This window comes from Myxococcus guangdongensis (genome assembly GCF_024198255.1).
GTDB lineage: Bacteria > Myxococcota > Myxococcia > Myxococcales > Myxococcaceae > Myxococcus > Myxococcus guangdongensis.
On sequence record NZ_JAJVKW010000013.1, the window covers coordinates 96444 to 120267 of the forward strand.

Consider the following 23824-nt stretch of genomic DNA (forward strand, 5'->3'; position numbering starts at 1 on the left):
TTACCGTCCGAACTGATTGACGAAGAGGGTGATGTCGCTGTCGCTCACGGAGCCGACGCCGTCGAGGTTCGTCGCCTCGGAGCCGGAGGTGCCGTAGTCCTGCGCGAGCAGGCCCATGTCCTCTCCGTCCACGACGTTGTCGCCATTGATGTCGCCCGTGTAGACCCGGACGCTCGCCACGGCCTTCGCCGTCGGCACCACGACGCTCGCGGCGGACACGTGGCACAGGCCCCGGACCGTCGGCGCGGCGTAGACGCCGTCCTCACTCACGGTGCCGCAGACGCGGCCCTCGGACACCGACCAGGTCACCGCCGTGTCCACCGCGTACGACACGTTCGCCCGCAGGGTGACGGACTCGCCCACCGGCACCACGTGCTGCGCCTCCGCCAGCTCCACCACCACCGGATGCAGCGTGAAGGGCGTGGTCGCCTTCGACGAGTGGCCATAGGCGTCGTACGCCACCGCCTCCAGGACATGCTCCCCCGGCGCCAGCGGAATCGGGAACAGCGGCAGCGTGTACGGCGCGGCCGTGCTCGTGCCCTTCAGCGCGCCGTCCACGTAGAACTCCACGTGCGTCACCCCCGTGTCGTCGGTGGCCTCGGCCCGCATCGTGTAGTTCTCGTACAGGCCCTCCACGCTGGCGGTGATGCTCGGCGCGCCCAGGTCCTGGACGGTGGAGTTGCGCACGTCGAAGCTCACCGTGCGCTCCGTCGCGTTGCCCGCCTTGTCCGTGGCCGTCGCCTTGAACTGGTGCGTTCCGTTGGACAGGGTCCGCGTGTCGAACGCCGTCGCGTAGACGCCGTCGACGTCCGTGAACGCGCTCACCGGGGTGCCGTCCACCTCGAACGCGAGCGAGGACGTCCAGACGTTGTCGCTCACGGTCGCCGTGAGCTGCACCGTCCCGTAGCTGCCCTCGACCGCGGCCACCAGCGTGGGGCGCTGGATGTCCGGCTGGGTCGAGGTGACCAGGTTCACGTCGTCCAGGAAGAACTGGGTGACCTCGCCCGCCATCTGCGGGGCCGCCGTCTGGTCCACGTCGAAGAACAGCTGCACCGTCTGCCCGCGGTACGCCGTCAAATCGAAGCGGTGCTGACGGTATTCGCCGTCGGTGTCATCCACGTCGGAGATCACCTTCAGCGTCGCCAGCTCCGTGCCCGCGGAGTCCCGGACCTTCGGGCTGAAGGTGTGGTGGGGCACCGCCTCCGTGAACGCGCCGTTGTAGATGCGCAGCCAGAAGCTGAAGATGGCCGAGGTCGCCGTCGCCGGAATGGCCACGGACTGCCGCACGGAGTGCCGCGCCGGCCCCGGGTTGGTCCAGAAGACATACATACGGCTGCCCGTATGCGAGAAGGACGCGTTGCTGAGGATGCCCGCCGAGCCCGACAAGGTCGTCACCCCTGTCCAGCTCCCGGAGGTCTCGAAGCTGGGGTTGAGCACGCGCTGGGTGGAGGTGGTGTCCACGTAGAACGTCACCGCGGCGGACTCCGCCGGGTTGCCGCCCGCATCGGTGGCGCGGGCGACGAGCGTGTGCGCGCCCGCCGTCAGCGTGGAGAGGTTGACGACCCGGGAGAACGACTTGACCGAGTTGCCCAGGGACACACCGTCGACCAGGAACTCCACCGCGTTGACGAAGCCGTTGTCGGACACCTCCGCGAGGTAGCCCACGCGCGTGCCGGAGAAGACCACGCGGGCATTGACCCGGGGCGCCTCGGCGTCCGCGGCGCGGAGGATTCGCAGCGAGAAGTCATCCAGCTGGAAGTTGGTGGGGAGCGAGGCGTTCTCGCTGCCCTCCACGAAGAGGCGCACCGTCTGGCCCGCGTAGGCCGTCAGGTCCACGCTCTGCTGCACCCAGCCCAGCGTCGCGTCCAGGTTGGACCACGTCGCCACCGTCCCCAGCACCGTGCCGGAGGTGTCGCGCACCTGCAGCGTCAGCGTGTCGCGGACCGCGGTGGTGGTCGTCTCGGAGGTGGTGAGGTTGAGGAAGAAGGTCAGCGCGGCGTGGGTGACGCCGGAGGGGATGGTGACGTCCTGCCACAGCCGGTCGACGTGCGTCGTGCCCCAGCCGTTGAGCCACACGAAGCCCTGGCCGGAGCGCGGGCCGGAGGAGACCGGGAAGTTGATGTTCTCCGGCGGGTCCGCCAGCCAGCCCTGGCCGCCCAGCTCGAAGCCCGGGTCGCTCAGGAGCTGCTCGAAGCTGTTGGCGACGGAGAAGCTCGCCGGCGCGGACGCCGTGGAGTTGCCGGCCGCGTCGTAGGCCACCGCCACCAGCTGGTGCGGGCCGTTGGACAGCGGGCTCGAGTCCAGCGGGAGCTGGTACGGCTGGGCGGAGACATTCCCCGCCAGTGCGCCGTCGACGAAGAACTCCACGCGCGCCACGCCGACGTTGTCGTCGGCGAACGCCTGCAGCTGGAAGTCCGGCGCGCTGCCGGAGACGCTCGCGAAGACGGTGGGGGCCGTGCGGTCGTCGTACGTCCCGGCGGTGTAGCCCACGTTGATGGCCGCGAAGGCGTTCTGCACCGCCCGGTACTCGTTCGACTGGGAGCCGAAGAGGTCCGCCGCGGCCTGGAGGCTGCTGGTGCGGGCCGACAGGTAGTTGGACGACGGGAACAGGTAGACGGTGAGCGCGCGGTACCAGATGGCCGCCGCCTTGTCGTTGCCGATGCCCCGCATGCCCGAGGGCAGATAGGTGCTGGAGTAGTCGGTGCCGACGGACAGCGGCTGGGCGCCCTGCGACAGGAAGTAGAAGGCGCGGTTCATCGGGCCGCTGCTGAAGTGCACGTCGATGTTGCGCAGGCCCGGGTACCAGGCGTCCACGCTCACGCCGTCCAGCGACGGGCGGAACATGACGCGCATCGGGCGGGCGCTGAGCTGCTCGGCGATGAGCCAGTTGCCACCGACATCACCAATGACGTTGCCGCGGCCGTTGGCCACCCAGAACTCCGTCAGCGTCCCGAAGATGTCCGAGTTGGCCTCGTTGAGGCCGCCGGACTCGCCGTCGTAGATGAGGCCGGCCGTCTGCGAGGTGACGCCGTGGGACATCTCATGGCCCGTCACGTCGAGCACGGCCATGGACTTCATGCCACCGGCGGCCGGGAACGAGCCGTCGCCGTAGCTCATGCAGAAGCAGCCGTCGCTCCAGAAGGCGTTGTCGTAGAGGGTGCTGGCGTGCACGCGGTTGTAGGTGGGCGAGCCGAAGCCGTCCACGCCGTCGCGGCCGAAGATGCGCTTGTAGAAGTCCCACGTCGCCAGCAGGCCGAAGTGCGCGTCGACGGCGGCCGTCTGCCCGTTGGTGCTCAGGGTGTTGTTCGCGCCGACGATGTAGTTCTGCCCGTCGCCCCAGACGTTGTCGGCGTCGGTGTAGAGGGTCAGCGTGGGGACGACGCCGTTCTGCACGTCGGCGTGGTTCACGTCATAGGTGCGGATGCCCTCGCCACCGGCGCGCGTGACGTCGCGCAGCTCGAAGAGGCCCTGGGCGTTCTGGAAGACGTCCAGCGAGACGTCCCCGCTGTACTGCGAGCGGCCGAGGCCCCTGGCGGCGGCGGTCTGGAGCGAGTTCCACTTCTTCAGCACGTCGCCCGACTGCGCGTCGATGATGAAGTCCGTGTGCTTGACGCCGTCCTTCGTGTTCTCCAGCTCGGTGTGCACGTGGTACGCGAGCCGGTAGGCCACGACCTCCGTGTCGAAGTCCGCCGCGTTCTGCTGCGCGACGGGCTTGCCGGGGTAGCGGTTCACCAGCCGCGTCTGGGGATAGACGATGAGCTCGCCCTTCGGCGTGACGCTGAACGGGCCCTTGGGCGCCAGCTCCTGCGTGGCCTTCGTCACCGCGGAGCGCGCGTCCAGCCTGGGCGTCACGTCCAGGCGGATGCCCTTGCGCAGGCCGTCGGTGGTGATGCGGAGGTCCTTGGCGGACGCTCCCTGATGCGTGATGGCCGCCGCGCCCCATACGGGGATTCCCTGGTAGGTCTGAGCAAAGCGCGCGTGCGTCTGACCAAAGACATCCGTGCTGGAGCTGGATAGCCGGAAGTCATCCCGAGAACTCAATCCGAGCTCGAGACTTCGTGATTTGAGACTTGTCAGGGATTCCGCCACACGAGCGGATTCGCGGACCTTGAGTTGTGTCAGCGCGGGTTGTGAGACGGGGGTGAGCTTCTCAGCCGCGAGGGATGAGCTCGCCGAGACAAGACTCGCGAGGAGCAGAGGCCAACGAGGCCACGGCTTGGACATTGGGTTGACTCCACACTGCGTACGAGGGGGCTCCCGCCGTCAGCCCGGGGGCGGCGTGATTGTCCAACAGCATACCGTATTGAAACGCGGGAATAACAAGTGGGGCCCCACGGACCGCAGAATCCCCTGTCAAACCCGTGAGAGTTGTTTGTTTTTCACGGGCCACACGATGTGAAACGGGAGTTGCGCCAGTTTCACAGTCCGCTCGCCTGGCTGCCTCCTATCGATGAACAGGATTTCATCGAGGGGCGCGTGCGGCTTCGTCGTCCAGCGGCCCCGCCTTCATCACAGACACAGCGTATGGGCGAGCCGAGGCAACCCCTTCCTCGGCTGAGCGTGGAGCACGGGCACGCGTCTACGCGGCCCTGCCCTCCATCAGCCCGCGAATCTTCACCGCGTCCGCCTCTTCCAGCGGGTTGTAGACCAGCATGGCCAGGTCGGGCCGGCCGTCCACGGCGAAGGACGAGTACTCCAGCGAGAGGGAGCCCAGCACGGGATGGCGCAGCCGCTTCACGCCCTCGCCGAAGCTCCTCACATCGTTGTCGCGCCACATCGCCGCGAACTCCGGACTGGCCTGGCACAGCTCGTCCACCATCGGCTGCACCGTCTCGGCTGCCCCCGCGCGCGCCGCGTCGCCGCGAAACACGCCGACCACGAACCGCGCCACCGACTCCCAATCGAAGTTGAGCTCGCGCGCCTTCGGGTTCAGGAATATCTGCCGCAACACATTGCGACGGTCCGGCGGCAGCGTGCCGTAGTCCGTCAACACGACCGCCGCGGCGCGATTCCAGGCCACGATGTCCCAGGTCGCGGTGCGCACCATCGCCGGGCAGACGCCCATCGAATCCAGCACGCGCTGCAGGCGCGGTGTGACGCCTTCCACGGGCCGGTATCTCACCTCCGGCGGCCGCCCCAATCCCAACAGGAACAGGTGCTCGCGCTCGACGTCGGTCAGCATCAGCGCCTGGGAGAGGCGGTCCAACACCTGCGCCGAGGGCGCGCCGCCCCGGCCCTGCTCCAGCCAGCTGTACCAGGTGGGGCTGATGCTGGCCCGCTGCGCCACCTCCTCGCGCCGCAGCCCGGCCGTGCGCCGACGGCCGGCCGGATAGCCCAGGGCGACGGGGTCGAGCCGGGTCCGCCGCTCCTTCAAATAGGCACCCAGTGGAGTCTCGTTCGCCATGAGCCCATCCTGTTGGTCGCTATACCTGGATAACCTCTCGACTTTAACAGGATGAAGAACCCGCTCACAGTGCCCGCCTGTCACGAAACAGGAGGTGCACATGAAGGTGTTCGTTACGGGAGCCACCGGTTGGGTCGGCTCGCGCGTGGTCCAGGAGCTGCTCACGGCCGGGCACCAGGTGCTGGGGCTCGCCCGCTCGGAGGACAAGGCGGCCGGCCTGGCTCGGACTGGCGCCCGGGTGCTGCTCGCCACCCTGGACGACCTGGGGGCGTTGGCCGACGCGGCCAGGCAGTCCGATGCGGTCATCCACCTGGCCTTCAATCACGACTTCTCGCGGTTCGCCGACAATGCCAGACAGGACCAGCGCGCCATCGAGGTGCTGGGCGAAGCGCTGACGGGCACGGACAAGCCGCTGCTGGTGACCTCCGGCGTGGCACGGCTGACGCCCGGCCGCGTCCCCACCGAGGCCGACATGCCTGTCGACCACCCCGACTATCCGCGCCGCTCGGAGAGCGCGGCCATGCTGCTGGCCGAGCGCGGCGTCCGCGCGGCCACGGTGCGGCTGCCTCCCTCGGTCCATGGCGTGGGGGACCACGGCTTCGTGCCCTTCCTGATTCAGCTGGCGCGCGAGAAGGGCGTCTCGGCGTACCTCGGAGAGGGCACCAATCGCTGGTCCGCCGTGCACGTGTCGGATGCCGGTCGGCTGTATCGACTGGCGCTGGAGCACGGCGTGAGCGAGCGCACCTATCACGCCATCGCGGAGGAAGGCGTCGCCCTGCGCGACATCGCGCGCGTCATCGGCCGCCGCCTGGGCGTGCCCGTCGAGCCGCGTGGCCGCGAGCACTTCGGCTGGCTCGCGAACTTCTCCTTGGCCGACATGCCCGCATCGAGCGAACGCACCCGGAGCGTGCTGGGATGGCACCCCTCCGGACCGGCGTTGCTCGCGGACATCGAGCATCCCGACTACTGACAGGATTGAGGAAGCGCGGACGGGCCAGCCTCGCCCGTCCGCGCCGTCCTCGCGCGACTACAGCTCGATGGGCGGGAGGGCCTCTCCCATCTCGCCCGGATTGTCTCCACGGTGGTCTGAATGATTGAGCCCGAGCTGCCCGCTGTGATTGGCGCCCCAGCACTTGACGCTGCCCTCATCGAAGGTGGCGCACGTGTGGTGGGCTCCCGCCGCGAGGGACGTCACGGCACGACCCGCCCCCAGATTGACCCGAGGCAGCGCGTCGCCCATTTCGCCCGGTTCACCGCCGCGGTTGTTCCAATCACCGAGCCCGAGCTGACCCGCGTAGCCGCCGCCCCAGCACTTGACGGAGCCATCATCCAGCAGCGCGCATGCGTAGATGCTGCCGACGGTGAGCGTCTTCGCGGTCCGCCCCGTCCCCAGGTCGACTCGCGGCAATCCATCTCCCATCTCACCCGCGTCATCTCCCCGGTGCACCTTGTCACCAAGGCCGAGCGCGCCGTACGGGTTGCCGCCCCAGCACTTGATGGAACCGTCATCGAGCAGCGCGCACGTGGAGTGCTCACGGGCGGCGATGGCCTTCGCGGTCCGCCCCGTGCCCAGGTTCACCCGAGGCAGTGCGTCGCCCATCTCACCCGGGCCATCTCCGCGGACCACCTTGTCGCCGAGCCCCAGCTGTCCCCATGCGTTCTCGCCCCAGCACTTGACGGAATCGTCATCCAGGAGCGCGCACGTGTGACGGCCTCCCGCGGCGAGCGCCTTCGCGGTGCGCCCCGTGCCGAGGTTCACGGCAGGCAGCGCGTTGCCCATCTCACCAGGGCCATCTCCGCGAGGCTGCGTATCACCGAGCCCGAGCCTCCCATCCCAGTTGTCGCCCCAGCACTTGACCGCGCCGTCGTCGAGGATGGCGCACAGGTGCTTCAGACCGCTGACGAGCGTCTTCGCGGTCCGCCCCGTGCCGAGGTCCACCCGGGGCAACGCGTCGCCCATCTCACCCGGGCCATCTCCGCGACGCTGCGTGTCGCCGAGCCCCAGCTGCCCCTGCTCACTGTCACCCCAGCACTTGACCGCGCCTCCTTCCAGGAGCGCGCAGCTGAAGCCGTCACCCAGGCCCATCATCGCCACCCGCACGTCCGTGCCCACGCGGACGAAGGGGAGGTTGCTCATCAGGTTGGAGGCGCGACCGTCTCCTCGGTCGTCGGCGTGCTCGAGCCCGAGCTGCCCCATGCCGTTCTTTCCCCAGCACTTGAGGCGTCCATCCGTGAAGACGGCGCAGGTGGTCCCCGCGCCGGCGAAGATTGACCTCACCGCATAGCCACGCACACGCACGTCGACCGAGCCGGTCCCGGTCGCGCCGTGGGTGTCCGCCACCTGGTAGTCGAAGCGGGCGGCGCCGACGAACCCCGACGCGGGCGTGAACCGCACGGCGTCACCGACGAGCTCGACCGTGCCGTTGCGCGCATTCGAGACGCCCGTCAACGCCAACGCATCCCCCTCCACATCCCCGTCATTGAAGAGGAGCGTCGCCGCGGGGATGCGCTGCGCGACATCCACGCTCGCCAGGACTGAATCCGCGACGGCCACGGGAGCGTCATTCACCGGGTTGACGGTGACGCGCACTGTCGCGGTGCTGAAACTGGCCCTGTCGGTGACCCGGTACTGGAATGTCGCCGTCCCGAAGAAGTTCGCCTCCGGCGTGAAGGTGACGTTCTGTCCGTCCAGCGTCACGCTGCCATGCGTGTCCGAGAAGGCGCCTTCCACCAGGAGGTCGTCGGTGTCGACGTCGATGTCGTTCGCGACGAGCGTGGCGACCGGGATGACCAGCACGGTGTCCTCGTCCGTGCTCACGGTATCGTCGACGGCCTGGGGGGCCTCGCCCACGATGATCGTCACCGTGGCGCTGGTGGTGCCGGCCCCATTCCTGACGGTGTACTGGAAGGTCGCCGACCCGGTGAAGTCCGCCTCAGGGGTGAAGTCGATCTCTCCGCCGTCGATCTCCACGGTGCAGTGCACCGCCGACCCCACGCCAGCGAGCCTGAACAGGAAGCCGTCGCCCATGTGGTCGTTCGCGGTGAGTTCGTCCTGCTTGATGTACCGCGGGGTGTTCCTCCGCGCGTACACGGTGTCGGCGACGGCGACTGGCGCGTCCTCCACGGAGTTGACCGTGACGGCCACCGTCGCGGTGTGCGTCAAGAGCCCGTCGCTGACGGTGTACTCGAAGCTCGCGGCCCCGAAGAAGTTCGCCTCCGGGGTGAAGGTGACGTTGCCACCCGCCAGCGTCACCGTGCCATGCGTCGCGGCGCCGACGCCCGACACCAGGAGGACATCACCGTCGACATCCGTGTCGTTGGCGAGGAGCGTGGCCGTCGGGATGACCACCGCGACATCCTCATCCGTACTGGCGCTGTCCCCCACCGCGACGGGGGCATCGTTCACGGCGTTGACCGTGACGGTGGCCACCGCGGTGTCCGTCAGGCGGCCATCCCCCACCGTGTACTCGAACGTCGCGGTCCCGAAGAAGTCCGTCTCCGGGGTGAAGGTGACGGTGCCGCCCACCAGCGTCACACCACCGTGGGTCGCCTTGCCGACGGCGGTCACCGTCAGCGCATCGCCGTCCGCGTCGGCGTCGTTGGAGACGAGCGACGCGCCGGGAATCACCAGGGCGGTGTCCTCGTCGGTCGTCAGCAGGTCGTCCTGCGCGGACGGGGCCCTGTTGGCGGTAGGAGGAGGTGGTGGTTTCTCATCCTCTTTTCCTCCGCACGCGGCGAGGGCCACGGAGAGCAGCAGGATGGAGCTCCGAAGGCCGGGGAGGAACCCCGGGGTGCGGTCCCAATTCCGCGACAAGGCAACGGACGAAAGTCTCAGGTACGAACGAACGCGTTGGTGCTTCACAAGCCCCCTCACAGGAAGAAGCACCCCGGGTCCGGAGAAAACCGGAGGGGTGCTGTCCCCATAACGGAGCCCGACATCGCAGGTCGCACCGACAATCGCTTCACTCGACATCCAGGCGCGGGAGGCCACGTCGAGCGACGCCTCGGCCTCACGGCGCAGGTTCGCCTCACCCTCCGCCAGGCCGCAGCCCGCTGGGGACACGTTCCGGGACGGTTCGGTCGAAGGCGCCGTCGGAGAGCGCTTCGAAGAAGGCGCGCAGGTCGTCTCCGCCCCCGAGCGGTGGCTCGACGTCCCCCTCGAGCAGCGGGTCGGTGACCTCCAGGTTGTGATAGAAGTCGATCGACTCATCGAGCGTCTTCACGGAGCCGTTGTGCATGTACGGCGCGGTGAGGGTGACCATGCGAAGCGTGGGCGTGCGGAACTGCCCCGCTCCGTCTCCGAGGTCGGGCGCCTGGGACGCACCGGGCGCCACCGGCAGGCGGTGCAGCTTGAAGTCAGACAGCATCGGACCCGAGTGGCAGCGCGAGCACCCTTGCGCGACGAATCCGTGCATGCCTCGAATCTGGGACGGAGTCATCGCGTTGTCGTCGCCCGCCAGATAGCGGTCGAACGACGTGGGGGTCGGCACCAGGGTCCGCTCGAATGCGGCGATGGCCCTGGCCAGCGTCGTCTCGCTGATTCCCCGAGGGCCGAACGCCGCGTCGAACATGTCGACGTACTCCGGGATGCCGGACAGGCGCCTCACGAGCTCCTCGAGGATTTCGTCCTCGGCGAAAGCCGGGCCTCGCATCTCGAGCGCGTTCTTGAGCGGCCCGAGCACCTGCGCTTCGAGCGAGGCTGTCCGATGGTCCCAGAACATCGGCGCGTCCTCGGGCAGGACACTGCCCTCCGTGGTCAGTCCATTGAAGGCGGTGAAGAGCACCGACAGGGAGTTGCGACCGACACGCGCGCCAGGCCCATCCGCGCGCGCCCGTCCCACACCCCGGCCACCGACGCCGACCGAGACAGCGAGCCCATCGCTGTATCCGAAGTCCGGGTGGTGGCAACTGGCACAGGCGACGTCGCGATTGCCCGAGAGTAGAGGGTCCCAGAACAAGGCCCTCCCGAGTTCGACGACCTCCGGGCGGGTCGGATTGTCGGCGGGCGCGGGGACGACGAGCGGGAGCGACGAGAGGGTCTCGCTCGGCGCGGGCGTCAGGGTGCAGCCGACGAGCAGCGCGGAAAGACACAACACGGGTCGAAACGTCACAGCGCCACCCCGAGCCATGCGCTGGCATACCCACGATTCGGGACGGACTCCGAGCCGGTGTAGACCTTGTAGTACGAGGTCGGCAGGACGATGTGGTCCCAACCCACGCCGAACTCGAACCGCTGGAGGATTCGAACGCCGATGGCGGCGTCGGCGGACAGCACCGCGCCGAAGTCGGTGGCGCTCGCGGTTCGTTGGAGCAACACGAGGCGGACATGTTCGACGTGTCCCGTCGTTCCGACCCCGAGCTGAAGCCATGGGGACACCGGAGCGCTCGGCCAGGGCGAGGCGCGAACCCCCGCGCCGACCTTCACGAGATATCGCTGTGCGCCCTCGAAGAAGAGCGCGCCGACCTCACCCCGGGCGACCCCTTGGAAATGGCGTCCGAGCGGCCAGCCCACCGTCACTCCCACGAGCGGTCCGGGGAGCTCGTAGATGAGGAACATCGGGAAAGCGACCCCGCCCCGCAGTGTCACCTCGAGGGCGGACGACTCCTCGACTCCGTCGTGTCCGGCCCCAGCGTGCGCGAGACGCGCGCCCAGGAGGGACCACACCAACGGAACCGACACGAGAGCGCCGCCGAGCTTCTGCCTGTACGCGAACCCCATGCGCCCTGGGCTCTCATGGCGAGCAGCCCATGGCCATCCATCTCCGACCAGCCGTTCCCCGCTTCGGACGAGCAGGGGGCGCGTTCGGACGAACCGTCGACCGCGACCCTCCTCGCGACAGACCTGCCGTCTACTGCAGGTCGCAGCCGGGGATGCAGTAATTCACGTTGATGAGCGTGCGCGAGGCGGCCAGGTTCGACTGACAGCCGGCGTACTGCGTGGCGGGGGTGGCCTGGATGCGCGAGGCGCCGCACTTCACGACACAGGCGCGGATGTTCTCGAACCAGTAGATGAGGTCGTTGTTCGGGCAGTGGGGCGGGATGCCGATGCCCTGCTCCGTGCTCGCCATCGCGTCGCCCTCCGGCGCGTCGACCTCGGACTCGGCCGCACCACCGCAGGCCGCCAGGGAAAGGCTGCACATCGCGAACAGGGAAACGACGAGACGCTTGGCTTGCATGGCGACTCCTTCACGACAGGGGGAAGCGGAATCATGTCCCATCAGGCGCGCCTCGCGAAGCACGCCGCGCCCCAGACAGACGCGGCCTCCTCTTCACGACCTGTCGGATAGGCGACACCACGGATTTGCCATCACACGACACCGGCCACTAAAGCCACACAACCCCATCACCCCAAGCAGGAGTCCCACATGAAGCTCATTCCTTTCGTCTGCCTGACGCTCTCCCTGATGGCGTGCGGCGCGCCAGAGGCTGTTCAGCGGCAGGACCCCACGGAGACGGCCTCGCCCGAGGAGACGTGGACCCCAGAGGAGTCCACGGAGGTGTCCGCGCAGGCCTGCGTCAAGCGTTGCTCGGGCGGCCTCGCGGGAGGGCAGTCCTGCACGGCTGACTCCAACTGTGGCAAGACCTGCGCGAGCGGTCTCGCCGCGGGCCAGGCCTGTACCTCCAACGCCAACTGTGGACAGACGTGCTCGAGCGGCCTCGCCGCGGGACAGGCCTGTACCACCAACGCCAACTGTGGAAAGACGTGCTCGGGTGGAGCCGCCGCGGGCCAGGCCTGCACCTTTGACTCCAACTGCCCCAACGGGTTCTGCACGTCGCACGTCTGTGCGTCGCACGTCTGCGTGACGCACCTCTGCGTGACCTACTGCTGAGGCGGACCGCGCTCCGGTGCTCAGCCGTTCTTGAAGACCACGCGAATCAGCACCGCGGCGCCCAGGCACAGCAGGCCGAAAACCCCGGTGGCGATGGGCCCGACCCACGGGCCCGTCCCGGCGAAGTGGACCTTCTGCGTGCGAGGGTCCACTCGCAGCTTCACCGACTCCCCCAGCCGGTCCTCGACGTCCGTCCGGTCCATCTCCACCGGGGACTCGTGCGCGACGCCGTCGGTCTCGTACCGGACCCGGTACTGGTAGCAGGTATAGGTGCGTGAGCGGTTCTTGTTGTCCGTCCGGGTGCACTCCTGCTTTTGATGGCCGCTGATGACACCCGCGACATCCACCGCGTGCGTGTCGAAGTCATGGGCCGACCGCGCCAGGGACGCGCTGAGGACGAGCAGCAGCGCCCCGGCCACCCCGAACACCCCTGTTCCCAACCAAGTCACCGCGGCTCCTGTCCCGACTGTCGCGTGTCGGACCAGCCTACTCCAGCCGCTGGGGCCACCGCTCACCGAGCCTCGCTACCGCTCACCGAGCGCCACCACCACTCACGGAAGACTTCTCCAGACACGCCAACGGGGGACGAGAGTGACACCACCCCGTCTCGGAGGACCCCATGCCGCTCTCTCCCTTCGCCTCGACGCTGCTCGCCGTCTGGTTGTCCGCCGCTCCCAACGACGACGTGGCGGCCATCCGCGCGGCCGTCGCGGATTACACCGAGGGGGTGATGTCCGGCGACCTGGCACGACTCCAACGCACGTTCCATCCCGACTCGAAGCTCCTCTCCGTGGGGCCCGACGGCGCGCTCGCCACCTGGCCGGGCAACGACTACGTCCAGACCGCGGTGAAGAGCCCCTTCACCGGGCGCGAGAACGCAGTGCTCCAGGTGGACGTCGTCGGCAGCGCGGCGGTCGCCAAGGTGTCCGTGCGCACGGCGAAGTGGGACTTCACCGACTACATCTCCCTGCTCAAGTTGGAGGGCAGGTGGCGCATCGTGACCAAGGTGTACCACCGCGAGCCCCGGGCCGAGGCCCCGTCGCCCACCTCGCCCCCAGCCCCGCAACCCGTCCCGTCGGGGCCGCTCGCCGGACGCACCGTGGCGCTGCTCGTCACCCACGGCTTCAACCTGCCAGAGATGGTGGAGACGCGGCGCGCCCTGGAGGAGGCCGGCGCCCGGGTGGAGCTGGTGGCTCCGAAGCCGGGCACCGTGCGCGCGGACACCGCCGGAGGACAGGTGAGCGAGTTCCGGGTGGACCGCGCGCTCACGGAGGCTCGGCCGGACGCCTACCATGCGCTCTATCTTCCGGGAGGCACGCACAGCGCGGACAGCCTGCGGCTCGCCACGGGCGCCACGGAGTTCGTGCAGGGATTCCTCCGGGCGAAGAAGCCGGTGGCCGCCATCTGTCACGGGCTCTGGCTGCTCGCCGACGCGGGAGGCGTGAAGGGCCGCCGGGTGACGTCCTTCCCTTCCCTCCGGCGTGACCTGCAGAACGCGGGGGCCACCTGGGTGGATGAAGAGGTGGTGGTGGATGGACAGCTCGTCACCAGTCGCCGGCCGGCGGACCTGCCCGCCTTCAACCAACAGGTGGTGGCGCGCTTCGCCCGCCCTGCCGCGCCCTGAGCCGGCGACGTCACATTGTCGTGACACCCCCTGCACGCGACGACAACCGACAGAGCGGTGCTTTCCAGCCTGTCTCGTTCGCAACTACAGTTGAGGTCCCTGTAACGCAGGACTTCCACTGGAGGCCACATGTCATCGAGTCGGATGCGAATATTTGCCATCGCCGTGGTCGGCGCCGTCTTGGGGACTGCGCCCGCGCTGGCCTACGACCCCATCTGTGACCACAACTACTACGTGTGCATGACCGACGCGCAGAAGCGGCTGGATGAGTGGGACCGCTATTACGCCGAGCTCGAATGCATCCAGGCGTACGACACGTGCCGCGGCGTGCCGCTGGCGGCCAGCGAGAGCACCGGCCACGAGGACATCGCACCGTCCGCGACGGACAGCCACACCCAGGTCGCCGAGCAGGACGGCTGACCGTCAGACCAGGGGATGGCCCCCATCGACGCGCAGCACCTCGCCGGTGGTGAATCCATTCCCCATGAGGAACAGCGCGGCATGACCCACGTCGAGGGTCGTGCCGATGCGTCCCACGGGGAGCCGGCGCGCGTGCTGCTCGAACACCTGGCCCTTGGACTCCCCCACGATGGCATCCCAGACGGGGGTGTCGATCCATCCCGGTGACAGGGCATTCACGCGCACCGGCGCCAGCTCCAGGGCCCAGGCGCGCACCGCGGCCTCGATCGCACCATTCACCGCCGCGATGACCGAGCCGTTCGGCTTGGGGCGGAGGGAGGCAATCCCCGTGGTGAAGACGAGCGAGCCGCCGGGCTGGATTCGGGCATGGCTGGCGACATGGAACGCCGCCATGAGCTTGGAGTCGAAGATGCGGCGCGCGGCGGCGAAGTCCATCTCCCGGATGCCGAGGTAGCGCGCCTCCACCGCCGTCACGACGACGTGGTTCACGGGCCCGAGCGCCCCGAAGAGCTGGCGCACCGAGTCCTCGCTCGTGGCATCCACCGGACAGGTCCGCACCTGCTCCGGGCTCCCGAGCAGGTCCGCGGCTCGCGCCAGCTTCTCGGAGGAACGGCTCGCGAGCGTCACCGAGGCGCCTTGCGCCAGCGCGGCCCGCGCCACGCCGAGCCCGATGCCCGAGGAGCCGCCCACCACCACGACATGTTGTTGTTCGAGGGTCATGCCCCAGGACTACCGCGCGGCCCGGATTGCAACCATGGGATGATGTGGAATGCTTCATCCCATGAATGCAACGAGGGTCGACGAGAACCTGGGCCTCTTCGTAGCCGTGGCCCGACACCTGAGCTTCGTGGAGGCCGCGAAGCAACTGGGGATGTCCACCAGCACGGTCAGCCGCCGTATCGCCCTCCTGGAGGAGACGCTGGGGACGCGGCTCCTCCAACGCACCTCGCGGCACGTGGGCTTGACGCTGGAAGGCACCCGGCTGCTGGAGCGAGCAGGGCCGCTCTGGGACCAGCTCGGCGCGGTGCTCGACCAGTCCGTGGACCGGGAGGAGGCGCCCGCCGGGAGGCTGCGGGTGACGGCGCCCGTGACCTCGGGAGCCCAGCGCATCGCCCCCTTGCTGTTCTCCTTCGCGGCCCAGCATCCGCGCGTGGCCTTGGAGCTGACGCTCACCAACGCCGTGGTGGACCTGGTGGAAGAGGGGTTCGACCTCGCCTTCCGGGTGGGTCCCATCCGGGACGCGGAGCTGGTGGCGCGGCGACTGTGGAGCATCGAGTCCGTGTTCGCGGCCTCCCCGCGCTTCGTGCGGGACACCTTGAAGGGACAGACGCAGCTGACCCGGGAGGCGCTCGCCAAGGTGCCGGCGGTGATGGCGATGCCTCGAGGGGTGTGGCGCCTGCGCCGCCGTGACGGCGGCGTGGAGGAGGTCCGACCGATGGAGGTTCGCGTCGCGGTGAACGACACCCAGGTGGCGGTGGCGGCTGCCCTGGCGGGCCTGGGCGTGGTCAGCGCGGCCCGGGAGCTGGTCGACCCGCATGGCAAGAAGCTGGTGCCGCTCACCGTGAAGGGGCGCACCCCGGAGCCGCGAGAGCTCTTCGCCGTCTATCCCTCACGCAGGCAGCTCTCCACGCGGGCGCGCCGGGCGCTCGACTGGGTGATGGAGCACGGCGCTCCGCAGTCCCCTCGGCGGCCCCGGTCCTCACCAATCCACGATCATCGGGACCTGGCGCTCCCGTGAGTCCACCAGGGCCGCGCGGAGGTCCTCGGCCGCGGCCTTCGCGTCGACGGGCCACGGCATCCGCTCCAACGCCTCCAGCGCCCGGAACGTCGACCCGGTGAGACCCCGAAGCGGCGTCGCCATCTCGAAGGTCTCGTCGAAGTCGCAGGGGAGGAAGAGCGTGGAGGAGACATGCGCGCGGTCGGCCTCGCCCCTCTTGCGGAACCCGAGGAACGACCTGACGGGCTTGCGCGCCTCTTCCACGAGCGCCTCGTACGAGGCGGGGTCCACGCGGTGGAAGCACGGCTCGGCGGCAGAGCGCTCGTCCCACAATTGGCTCGGGACGCCGCCCGGCAGCTTCCGGAGGTCCTCCACCAACATGGACATGACGCTGACGCGACGTGCAGGTGCCTCGGGTCCGCCAAATGGCAGACCTTCCGGGAGCTGACGCGCGCCTTCCGGTCCGAGGATGGAGTACGGGACACCGCTCGCCCAGGCGGAGCGCATCGCCGGGGTGATGAAGTCCCCGACGATGTAGCGACTGAGGGGCAGCACCATGAAGTCGATGGCCATGGATGCCTGACACTAGCAGCGTCAGTCGCGCGGAGGACAACACCTGGAACCTCCACCTGCGGGGCCGCGCCTCGCCCGCAGACAGGAGCCGCCACCACGCATGACGGGGAGCGGTGGAGGGCCCTCGTGGGGCGAGACACTGTCGTGCGCGCATCGGCCTGCTGCACCTCGGTGCATGAGGACGCGGAGCGAGGCCGGCCGACAATTCCTTTCGTGCAGGCCCCCAAGGCCTGTGTCCCACCGCATCTTCCGTCCGGGAGTTCCCCCATGCCCAGCCGCATTCCCAAATTGAGCAATCCGCCCACCTCGCCCAGCTACCGCCCGCCCAACCCCAACGCGCCTCGCGGCACACATCCCACGAACACCGTGGCTCCCCAGCGTCAGCCGCCCCAGGCCCCCGGCCCCGCCCCCCGGTTCCCGCAGGGCCCCGTACCGCCCATGGCCCAGGGGAACGCGGCCCCACCGCTCCGGCTGGACAACACCGCGGCCCTCACGCACGGAATCCCCTCGTCACACGTGGGGACCGCCCTCGCCAACGGCCGGCTCAGCTCCGCCTATCATCGTGAGGGGCCCAACGGGCGCTACTCCCGCCAATCCGACATGCGAGGCGGAGGCGCCCTGGGCGTCTACACCCGCGCGCAGGGCACGCAGCAGGACTCATGGCAGGCCCAGGGCTACGGTGTCGGCAGCAACCCGAACACCGTGCAGATGGTGCTCAACCCCACGTTGCTCCAGAACAACAACCGGTGGCGCGCCTCCACCACGGACAATGATGGCCGGGTGCCCGGGTCCATCCCGGCAGACCAGAACGGCCTGCCCCCGGGAAATCCCCTCCACCGCGCGTCGCTCTGGTCGAAGCAGAACGAAGCCGCGCGCAATAACGACTTCAACCGGACCGTGAACGGGCCGAACCCCTCCTACAACAACGAGCAACTGCACTGGCAGCACATCCCCTTGCAGAACAACCTCCGGGGGATGGTCACGACGTCACAGAACTCCTTCGACACCGTGATGCAGCAGCCCAGCGCCTGGCGCAGCGGGCTGCCGCTGCCCAGCGGACCCAATGGCCTCCAGGGACTGGGCTACGTCAACGTCGGCACCCAGCGGGTTCCCGTCGTCCAGGTCGCACCCGACTCCTCCCAGGCGAGCGCCCTGCGCCAGGGGGGCATCTCGGGTCCAGACGGAAAGGTGCGCTAGGTCCAGGCGCCCACCCGCCGGGTCGGCGTGGAGCGACCCGGCGGGCTCGGAGTGGAGGGCCTCAACCCTCGCCGAGCAGCGCCAGGACTTTCAGCACCGTGTTCCAGTTGCGCGTCGTGGCCGTGCCGCGCAAGGACAGCTTCCCGAGCGCGACCGCCAACGGACTGCGCCCCTGGCCGTTGGGATACCACGTGTAGATCTCCTTGCCCGCGACCTCGAACAGCTCCGGCGTCCAGTCCTGGTCATGGAGGGACGAGAGCTCCGCCTTCGTCGGCGCATGCGAGAGGAACGTCACGCACAGGTACGAGGGATTCGTCGCCACGTCCGCGAACGGGTTGCCGTCGACGACGGCCTGCAGCTGCTTCAGCGTCCGGAGCGTCGTGGCGATGGGCCGTCCCATGAACCGCGCGAGCGCGTCCTCGATGGCCTTCGTGAGCGCCGCCGCGCCGAGCTTCGTCGTGAACACCGCGTTGCCGCTCTGGACATAGGTCTTCACGTCGACGCACCCGAGCTTCGACAGCATCTCGCGGAGCTCCGCCATCGGCAGGCTGTTCTTCGTGCCCACATTCACGCCGCGGAGCAGGAGCGCATAACGAGTCATGGCCCGATTGTGCCACGCGGCGCCAAGGAGAGGTGCTCACCCGAGCGGGCGTTCGATCAGGTTGCGTCCGACATCATGGGTTGAGACGCTCACGCGATGCGACCCCTCCGGTACTCCATCAACATCACGTTGGACGGCTGCTGCGACCATCAGGCCGTCCCCGCGGACGAAGCGCTGCATCAGCACCACGCCGACAACCTCGCCCAGGCCGATGCCCTCCTCTTCGGGCGGGTGACCTACGAGATGATGGAGTCGGCCTTCCGACCGCCCCAGCGAACGCAGGCGGCGCTCGACCAGATGGACGCCTTCGCCCGGACCATCGACGCGGCGAAGAAGTACGTCGTGTCCACCACCCTGACCCAGGTCGACTGGAACGCGGAGCTGGTGCGTGGGGACTTGAAGCAGGCCATCCAGCAGCTCAAGCAAGGGCCGGGCAAGGGCATCTTCGTCGGAGGCGTGAAGCTTCCCCTGGCGTTGGCGGAGCTGGGGTTGATCGACGAGTACGAATTCGTGGTGCATCCCTGGCTGGCCGGGCATGGGCCGACGTTGTTCTCGGGGCTGTCGAAGCACGTCGCGCTGAAGCTCGTGGGCCGCAAGGAGTTCGGCGCGGGGGTGGTGGCGCTGCGGTACGAGCCGAGATGAACCGCGCGGGGGCTCGCCCGGTCCACGAGCCCCCGAATCACACACACGAGCTGGCCCGTGCGTCACTCCCCCGTCGGGGCGTAGAACTCCGCCGGGCCGGCGAGCCACACGGTGGTGCCGTCGGTGCGCTCCAGCAGCGCCTCGGCCAGCTTGACCCAGTCATCGTGGAGTCCCACGACCTGCAGGCTGGAGGGGAGGTAGCCCACGAACTGCCGGGGGCCCACGGCGACGACGGTCGCGGAGGGCGCGCGGTGCAGCTGCTCCGAGTGGGCGCCATAGAGGGCCCAGGGGCTCCAGGAGCGGCTCAGCGCTTCGTAGCGCAGCGGCGCGCAGCTCGTCTGCGCGATGAGCCTGGCGTCCTCCTCGCTCTCACCCGAGCAGACCTGGAGGCGATCTCCGAGCTTCACGTCCCTCAGCGGACAGGCCACTTGCAGCACGTGGCGGCAGGTCCCGATGGGCTGCGGCGCGCCGAGCTCGCTCGAGTAGGCCTGCACGAACGCGGCGGTCCCCTTCGAGTCATCCCACTCGATGGCCGGGCCCAGGTCCTCCAGGAAGACCCACGGCACGGTGGTGGCCTCCACGAGTGCCGACGCCACCCACGCCACGTCCAGGCCGTACCCGAGGGGCGCCTCGCTGTACGGGACGAACCCCACATAGCCGCCCGTCTGCCGGCGCCTCACGGTGCCGCCGCCCCTGAACAGGACATCGCCCTTCGTCGCGCCCCCCGGGCGACCCACGGTGCCGCCGTTGCCGGGAGGGTTGTCCGCCGGAGTCGTACAAAGTTGGGTGCAGGAGTTCTTGGCGTCCCGGTCGGCCCAATCCTGGCTCGTGTTGGAGCACCCCAGGGTCTTGTCGAAGGGGGAATGGGCGGGAGGCTCGCAATGACAAGGCTCGTACACCGCCGTGAACCGGCACGCCGCCTCGACCCACGGCGGAGGGCCATGCTGGCCGTAATACCCGACGCCGATGATGCCTCCGGGCGTCCGCGCCTGGGCCGGCGCGCTCCAGGTGACGACGCTCAGGGCGGCCAGGAGCGCGAGCAATGACATCCTCGACGTGAGACGAATCAAGCACAGCTGCGGGGACATGGGACCTCCAGCGAATGGACAGACACGGCGCACGGGAACGTACGGGAAACCCATGGAGAGCCGGCATCACCCATAGGGGTGAAGCCCCCCGCACCCAGGCCGCCTGGAGAAAACTGTCGTTGCCGCGCGTGATAGACATGCCTCGGACGTCGTGCCGACACTCGAATCCCACCGGGAGGCAGGTCATGCGCGTGAAGAGTCAGCCGGGTTCCATGCAAGGAGAGCGGGTCCTCCTGGAGGTCACGACGGCGTTGAGCAGCTCGCTCGACCTGAAGGAGGCCTTCTCGGAGTCCCACCGGATCCTGTCACGCGTGCTGGCGGCGGACTTCGGTGGGCTGTGTGTGTCCAATCCAGGGGCGCCCGGCCAATACGACTGGCCGATGGTCCAGGACATGCCCCAGGTCTTCTTCGACCGCTACCCGGAGATTTCAGACGAGTGTTTCGTGAGCTCCGCGGTGATTCAGCGGCCCAACATCGTGCTGCGGGACACCGAGATGCTGTCGCGCCAGCAGATGCACGACAGCGCCATGTATGCGTTCTGCAAGGAGATGCACATGCCGGTGGAGCGGGTGCTCTCCGTCTTGCTGGACATGGGGCTCGGCTGGCACAGCGGGTTCACGCTCTACCGGGAGACCCGGAAGGCCTTCACGGAGAAGGAGCGGACCTTCCTCCAGCGCCTGACGCCCATCCTGGCGAGGACGGTGCGCAACTGCCGCATGCTGGAAGACCTGGCGCGACAGGGAGACCTGCTGGAGCAACTCTTCCGGCACACGGGGCTCGAGAGCATCGTGCTGAGCCCGCCCACCACCGAGCTGATGCGCACGCCCCGCTCCACGGCGCTGCTGCATCGCTGGTTCCCGGATGCACCCTGTGGCCGCTTCGGCCTGCCCCAGGTGCTCCTGGACGCGCTGGAGGGGCTCCGGCGCGCTGTCTCCGGGCAGGACGTCCTGACCTTCCGGCGCCCGGGGAGGAGCTTGAAGGTGACCTTCATGCGGTTGCCAGGACACTCCGGGAGGATGCCCTGGGCGCTCATCTTCCAGGAGGTGCAGCACGGGGCGCAGGCTCCCGCGGAGTGGCGCAAGCGGCTCACGCCTCGTGAGATGGACGTGGTGGAGCGTGTCTTGAATGGCTGGGACAACCAGACCATCGCGGACGACCTGGGCAGCTCGCTGAACACCTTGAAGACGCACCTGAAGCGCGTCTACGTCAAGCTGGCCGTGCCCAGCCGGGCCAAGCTCATCCTGCTGGCGCAGGAGGGGAGCCTCTCTTCGGACACGTGACGCCCCGCCTGGGGACTCACGCGCTGAAGGCGCGAATCGTCACCGAGATGCGCCGCCCGCGCGCCTGCGCGGAGGGAGGGACCTCGTGCGTGAAGGCGCGGTTCGTCGACCACGGAATCACGATGACGCCACCGTTCACCGCGGGGATGTCGATGAAGCCCTCCCCCTTCCAGGGCCGCATGCGGAACGCGCGCTGTTCCCCGAAGGAGAGCGTGATGATGGGGGAGCCCTCGATGCGCTGGACATCGCTGTCGCGATGTTTGCCGATGTAGTGGTCCTCCGTGCCTTCGTACCAGTTCAACAGCAGGCCATTGAGGCGTGCGTCGAATTCGGAGCGCGCCCACCGCAGCCAGGTCTCCATCGACGGAGTCAGGGGCAAGGCGCGGTTGACGCGCCCCGTGTAGTGGTAGTCCGCGCCATAGGCTTGCTGCCACCGTGGCGTGCGGACCCGCCGCCCATGAATCTGTATCTCATGGAACTCCTCGGGGTGGAGCGTCCAGAGGTCCTCGAAGGCCTGGTCCAAGGGCACGAGCTCGCGAGGCAACTGCCCCACCAGGACCTCGTAGCCCTCCCCCAGGGGAATGGAGCGCAGCTCTGCCATGGACTGAACCTATGTCCAGCGCCCATGTCCGGGCAAGGTCCCCGAGCGCCATGCGCCCCCACCCATGAGGCGCACGAGTGCCCGTCCGCCATCGACGGGGTGGTCGAATGGGATGGGCGCAGTGCTTCCCATGCGATGGAGCCCGAGAAGCGAGGGCAATTGTTGAGCAGGACAACCCCAGGCTAGAAGTCTTCAACCTTGAAGGGGGCGTGAATGTCGAGTCGAACGGTGTCCCGGAGAACGTTGCTCCAAGGTGCGTTGGTGGCGGTCGCCTTCAATCCCATGAGCCGGAGCTGGGCTTCCACGCTGGAGGCCGGCGCGGTCCCCCTACCCCCACTCGATGGCGCGCTGCTGTTGGACGACGCGTCACGGACCGCGGCCTCGGACGACTTCGGCCACATCCGCCACCACACGCCGTGGGCCGTGCTCGTCCCCGGCTCGGTGCAGGACATCGTGGGCATGGTCCGCTTCGCGCGCCGCCAGGGATTGAAGATCGCCGCCGCGCGGGGCCTGGGTGAGAGCCACAGCACCTTCGGCCAGTCCCAGGTGCCGGCGGGCATCGTCATCGACATGTCCGCGCTGGCCACCATTCATGAGCTGGACGCGGACAGCGCCTGGGTGGATGCGGGCGTCCGCTGGCACGAGCTGCTCCAGGCCTCGCTCCCCAGCGGCAAGAGCCCCCCGGTGCTGACCGACTACATCGAGCTGAGCATCGGCGGGACGCTGTCGGCGGGAGGCATCGGCGGACAGGCGTTCCGCTGGGGCCTCCAGGTCGACAACGTCCTGGAGATGGACGTCGTCACGGGCCGGGGCGAGCTCGTGCGGTGCTCACGCTGGCGCGAGCGGCCCCTGTTCGACGCGGTGCGCTCGGGCCTGGGCCAGTTCGGCATCATCGTGCGAGCCCGGGTGCGGCTGGTCGACGTGCAGCCCCGCGCCCGGACCTACCTCGCGCTGTACGACGACCTCCACCGCTTCCTGGAGGACCAGCGGCGGCTCATCGACGAGGGCCGCTTCGACTACGTCGAGGGCTCCGTCGTCACCTCCAACGGAGGCCGGGCGTATCAGCTCGAGGTGGTGAAGTACTTCACCCCGGGCTCGGAGCCACGGGACTCCAGGCTGCTCGCGGGCCTGCGCTTCCAGCCGGGGACGCTCCAGGTGACCGACGGCAGCTACTTCGACTTCGCCAACCGCCTCGCGCCCCTGATCGAGCTGCTCAAGCAGCTCGGCGTCTGGAATTTCCCCCACCCCTGGCTGGACATGTTCGTCCCCGCCCGGTGCGCCGAGGACTTCGTCCAGGAGGTCCTCTCACAGACCACCGACGCCGACATGGGCCAGGGGCCCATCCTGCTCTACCCCTTCCGAGCCTCGGCGCTGACCACGCCCTTCCTGCGCACGCCCAACGACAGACACATCTTCCTCTTCTCGCTGCTGCGCACCGCCATCCCCCCGACGCCCGAGAACGCCGCGGCCCTCGTGCAGAAGAACCGCGCCATCGTCGACCGGCTCACGGCCCTCGGCGGGAAGATCTACCCCGTGGATGCCGTGCCCTTGAGTCCCGCGGACTGGCGTCGCCACTTCCATCCCCACTGGGAGCGGTTCGAGCACGCCAAGCGGCGCTATGACCCGGACCACCTCCTCACCCCGGGACAAGGCATCTTCTGAGCGAGCGAGGCAAGCCCTCCGTCGCCTGAATCGATGTCACGGAGGTCCACACGCCGTGGGACGCACCTGCGTCCGCGATGAACGCAGGTGACGGGCCCTCGCGCGAAGCCTCCCGAACGTTCGCTCGGAGGAGACCCGCGGGGTCACTGGCACCTGGATTGCTTATGCAACCCTCCTGGGTTCCG

21 protein-coding genes are annotated in these 23824 nt (G+C 68.9%); 9 read left to right on the plus strand and 12 right to left on the minus strand.

Annotated elements, in window-relative coordinates; genetic code table 11:
- Both LXT21_RS33340 and LXT21_RS33345 read right to left on the minus strand, forming a co-directional pair.
- Nucleotides 1-4041: a M4 family metallopeptidase gene (locus LXT21_RS33340; protein WP_254042256.1), complete on the minus strand. Its 4041-nt coding sequence runs from the start codon at nucleotides 4039-4041 to the stop codon at nucleotides 1-3.
- Nucleotides 4042-4579: 538 nt separating this feature from the next.
- The gene (locus LXT21_RS33345) at nucleotides 4580-5404 is read right to left on the minus strand and encodes a helix-turn-helix transcriptional regulator (protein ID WP_254042257.1); all 825 of its coding nucleotides are present in this window, start codon (nucleotides 5402-5404) and stop codon (nucleotides 4580-4582) included.
- Between the two features lie 100 nt (nucleotides 5405-5504).
- Here LXT21_RS33345 and LXT21_RS33350 point away from each other — a divergent pair, with 100 nt between their 5' ends.
- Nucleotides 5505-6374, plus strand: coding sequence for an SDR family oxidoreductase (locus LXT21_RS33350; RefSeq protein WP_254042258.1), 870 nt, complete (start codon nucleotides 5505-5507; stop codon nucleotides 6372-6374).
- A 57-nt stretch (nucleotides 6375-6431) separates the two neighbouring features.
- Here the strand turns inward: LXT21_RS33350 and LXT21_RS33355 are convergent, their stop codons facing one another.
- From LXT21_RS33355 to LXT21_RS33370, 4 genes are all read right to left on the minus strand, one after another.
- Nucleotides 6432-9218: an Ig-like domain-containing protein gene (locus tag LXT21_RS33355; protein ID WP_254042259.1), complete on the minus strand. Its 2787-nt coding sequence runs from the start codon at nucleotides 9216-9218 to the stop codon at nucleotides 6432-6434.
- A gap of 214 nt (nucleotides 9219-9432) precedes the next feature.
- Nucleotides 9433-10500 (minus strand): cytochrome-c peroxidase, encoded by a 1068-nt coding sequence (locus LXT21_RS33360; RefSeq protein WP_254042260.1) that lies wholly within the window; start codon nucleotides 10498-10500, stop codon nucleotides 9433-9435.
- A gap of 11 nt (nucleotides 10501-10511) precedes the next feature.
- Complete coding sequence (locus LXT21_RS33365; RefSeq protein ID WP_254042261.1) at nucleotides 10512-10721, minus strand: hypothetical protein; 210 nt, start codon at nucleotides 10719-10721, stop codon at nucleotides 10512-10514.
- A 532-nt stretch (nucleotides 10722-11253) separates the two neighbouring features.
- Nucleotides 11254-11580 (minus strand): hypothetical protein, encoded by a 327-nt coding sequence (locus LXT21_RS33370; protein WP_254042262.1) that lies wholly within the window; start codon nucleotides 11578-11580, stop codon nucleotides 11254-11256.
- A gap of 189 nt (nucleotides 11581-11769) precedes the next feature.
- On the opposite strand from LXT21_RS33370, the gene LXT21_RS33375 reads away from it, so the two are divergent.
- On the plus strand, nucleotides 11770-12234 hold the full coding sequence (locus LXT21_RS33375; protein WP_254042263.1) for a hypothetical protein: 465 nt from the start codon (nucleotides 11770-11772) through the stop codon (nucleotides 12232-12234).
- Nucleotides 12235-12254: 20 nt separating this feature from the next.
- On the opposite strand, the gene LXT21_RS33380 is transcribed toward LXT21_RS33375, so the two are convergent.
- Entirely contained in the window at nucleotides 12255-12683 is a 429-nt protein-coding gene (locus LXT21_RS33380; protein ID WP_254042264.1) for a DUF3592 domain-containing protein, read from the minus strand.
- 170 nt (nucleotides 12684-12853) lie between these two features.
- On the opposite strand from LXT21_RS33380, the gene LXT21_RS33385 reads away from it, so the two are divergent.
- Both LXT21_RS33385 and LXT21_RS33390 read left to right on the plus strand, forming a co-directional pair.
- Nucleotides 12854-13858: a DJ-1/PfpI family protein gene (locus tag LXT21_RS33385; protein ID WP_254042265.1), complete on the plus strand. Its 1005-nt coding sequence runs from the start codon at nucleotides 12854-12856 to the stop codon at nucleotides 13856-13858.
- Between the two features lie 144 nt (nucleotides 13859-14002).
- Complete coding sequence (locus tag LXT21_RS33390) at nucleotides 14003-14278, plus strand: hypothetical protein (protein ID WP_254042266.1); 276 nt, start codon at nucleotides 14003-14005, stop codon at nucleotides 14276-14278.
- A 3-nt stretch (nucleotides 14279-14281) separates the two neighbouring features.
- Here the strand turns inward: LXT21_RS33390 and LXT21_RS33395 are convergent, their stop codons facing one another.
- A complete protein-coding gene (locus tag LXT21_RS33395; RefSeq protein WP_254042267.1) occupies nucleotides 14282-14998 on the minus strand; it encodes an SDR family oxidoreductase in 717 nt (238 codons plus the stop codon).
- A gap of 61 nt (nucleotides 14999-15059) precedes the next feature.
- Here LXT21_RS33395 and LXT21_RS33400 point away from each other — a divergent pair, with 61 nt between their 5' ends.
- Nucleotides 15060-16016: a LysR family transcriptional regulator gene (locus LXT21_RS33400; RefSeq protein ID WP_254042268.1), complete on the plus strand. Its 957-nt coding sequence runs from the start codon at nucleotides 15060-15062 to the stop codon at nucleotides 16014-16016.
- On the opposite strand, the gene LXT21_RS33405 is transcribed toward LXT21_RS33400, so the two are convergent.
- Nucleotides 15978-16568, minus strand: a complete 591-nt coding sequence (locus LXT21_RS33405; protein ID WP_254042269.1) for a hypothetical protein — start codon at nucleotides 16566-16568, stop codon at nucleotides 15978-15980. The genes LXT21_RS33400 and LXT21_RS33405 overlap by 39 nt on opposite strands.
- Nucleotides 16569-16835: 267 nt before the next feature.
- Between LXT21_RS33405 and LXT21_RS33410 the strand changes: the two genes are divergently transcribed.
- Complete coding sequence (locus LXT21_RS33410) at nucleotides 16836-17765, plus strand: hypothetical protein (RefSeq protein WP_254042270.1); 930 nt, start codon at nucleotides 16836-16838, stop codon at nucleotides 17763-17765.
- 61 nt (nucleotides 17766-17826) lie between these two features.
- On the opposite strand, the gene LXT21_RS33415 is transcribed toward LXT21_RS33410, so the two are convergent.
- Nucleotides 17827-18366, minus strand: a complete 540-nt coding sequence (locus LXT21_RS33415) for a DUF1697 domain-containing protein (RefSeq protein ID WP_254042271.1) — start codon at nucleotides 18364-18366, stop codon at nucleotides 17827-17829.
- Between the two features lie 96 nt (nucleotides 18367-18462).
- On the opposite strand from LXT21_RS33415, the gene LXT21_RS33420 reads away from it, so the two are divergent.
- Entirely contained in the window at nucleotides 18463-19008 is a 546-nt protein-coding gene (locus LXT21_RS33420) for a dihydrofolate reductase family protein (RefSeq protein WP_254042272.1), read from the plus strand.
- Nucleotides 19009-19070: 62 nt separating this feature from the next.
- Here LXT21_RS33420 and LXT21_RS33425 read toward each other — a convergent pair whose 3' ends face one another.
- Nucleotides 19071-20096, minus strand: a complete 1026-nt coding sequence (locus LXT21_RS33425) for a hypothetical protein (protein WP_254042273.1) — start codon at nucleotides 20094-20096, stop codon at nucleotides 19071-19073.
- Between the two features lie 185 nt (nucleotides 20097-20281).
- Between LXT21_RS33425 and LXT21_RS33430 the strand changes: the two genes are divergently transcribed.
- Nucleotides 20282-21376, plus strand: coding sequence for a helix-turn-helix domain-containing protein (locus tag LXT21_RS33430; protein WP_254042274.1), 1095 nt, complete (start codon nucleotides 20282-20284; stop codon nucleotides 21374-21376).
- Between the two features lie 16 nt (nucleotides 21377-21392).
- Here the strand turns inward: LXT21_RS33430 and LXT21_RS33435 are convergent, their stop codons facing one another.
- Nucleotides 21393-21977 carry an alpha-ketoglutarate-dependent dioxygenase AlkB gene (locus LXT21_RS33435; RefSeq protein WP_254042275.1) on the minus strand — a complete coding sequence of 195 codons (585 nt, stop codon included), beginning with the start codon at nucleotides 21975-21977 and terminating at the stop codon, nucleotides 21393-21395.
- 228 nt (nucleotides 21978-22205) lie between these two features.
- Between LXT21_RS33435 and LXT21_RS33440 the strand changes: the two genes are divergently transcribed.
- Complete coding sequence (locus LXT21_RS33440; protein WP_254042276.1) at nucleotides 22206-23639, plus strand: FAD-binding protein; 1434 nt, start codon at nucleotides 22206-22208, stop codon at nucleotides 23637-23639.
- The last annotated feature ends 185 nt before the right edge of the window (nucleotides 23640-23824 follow it).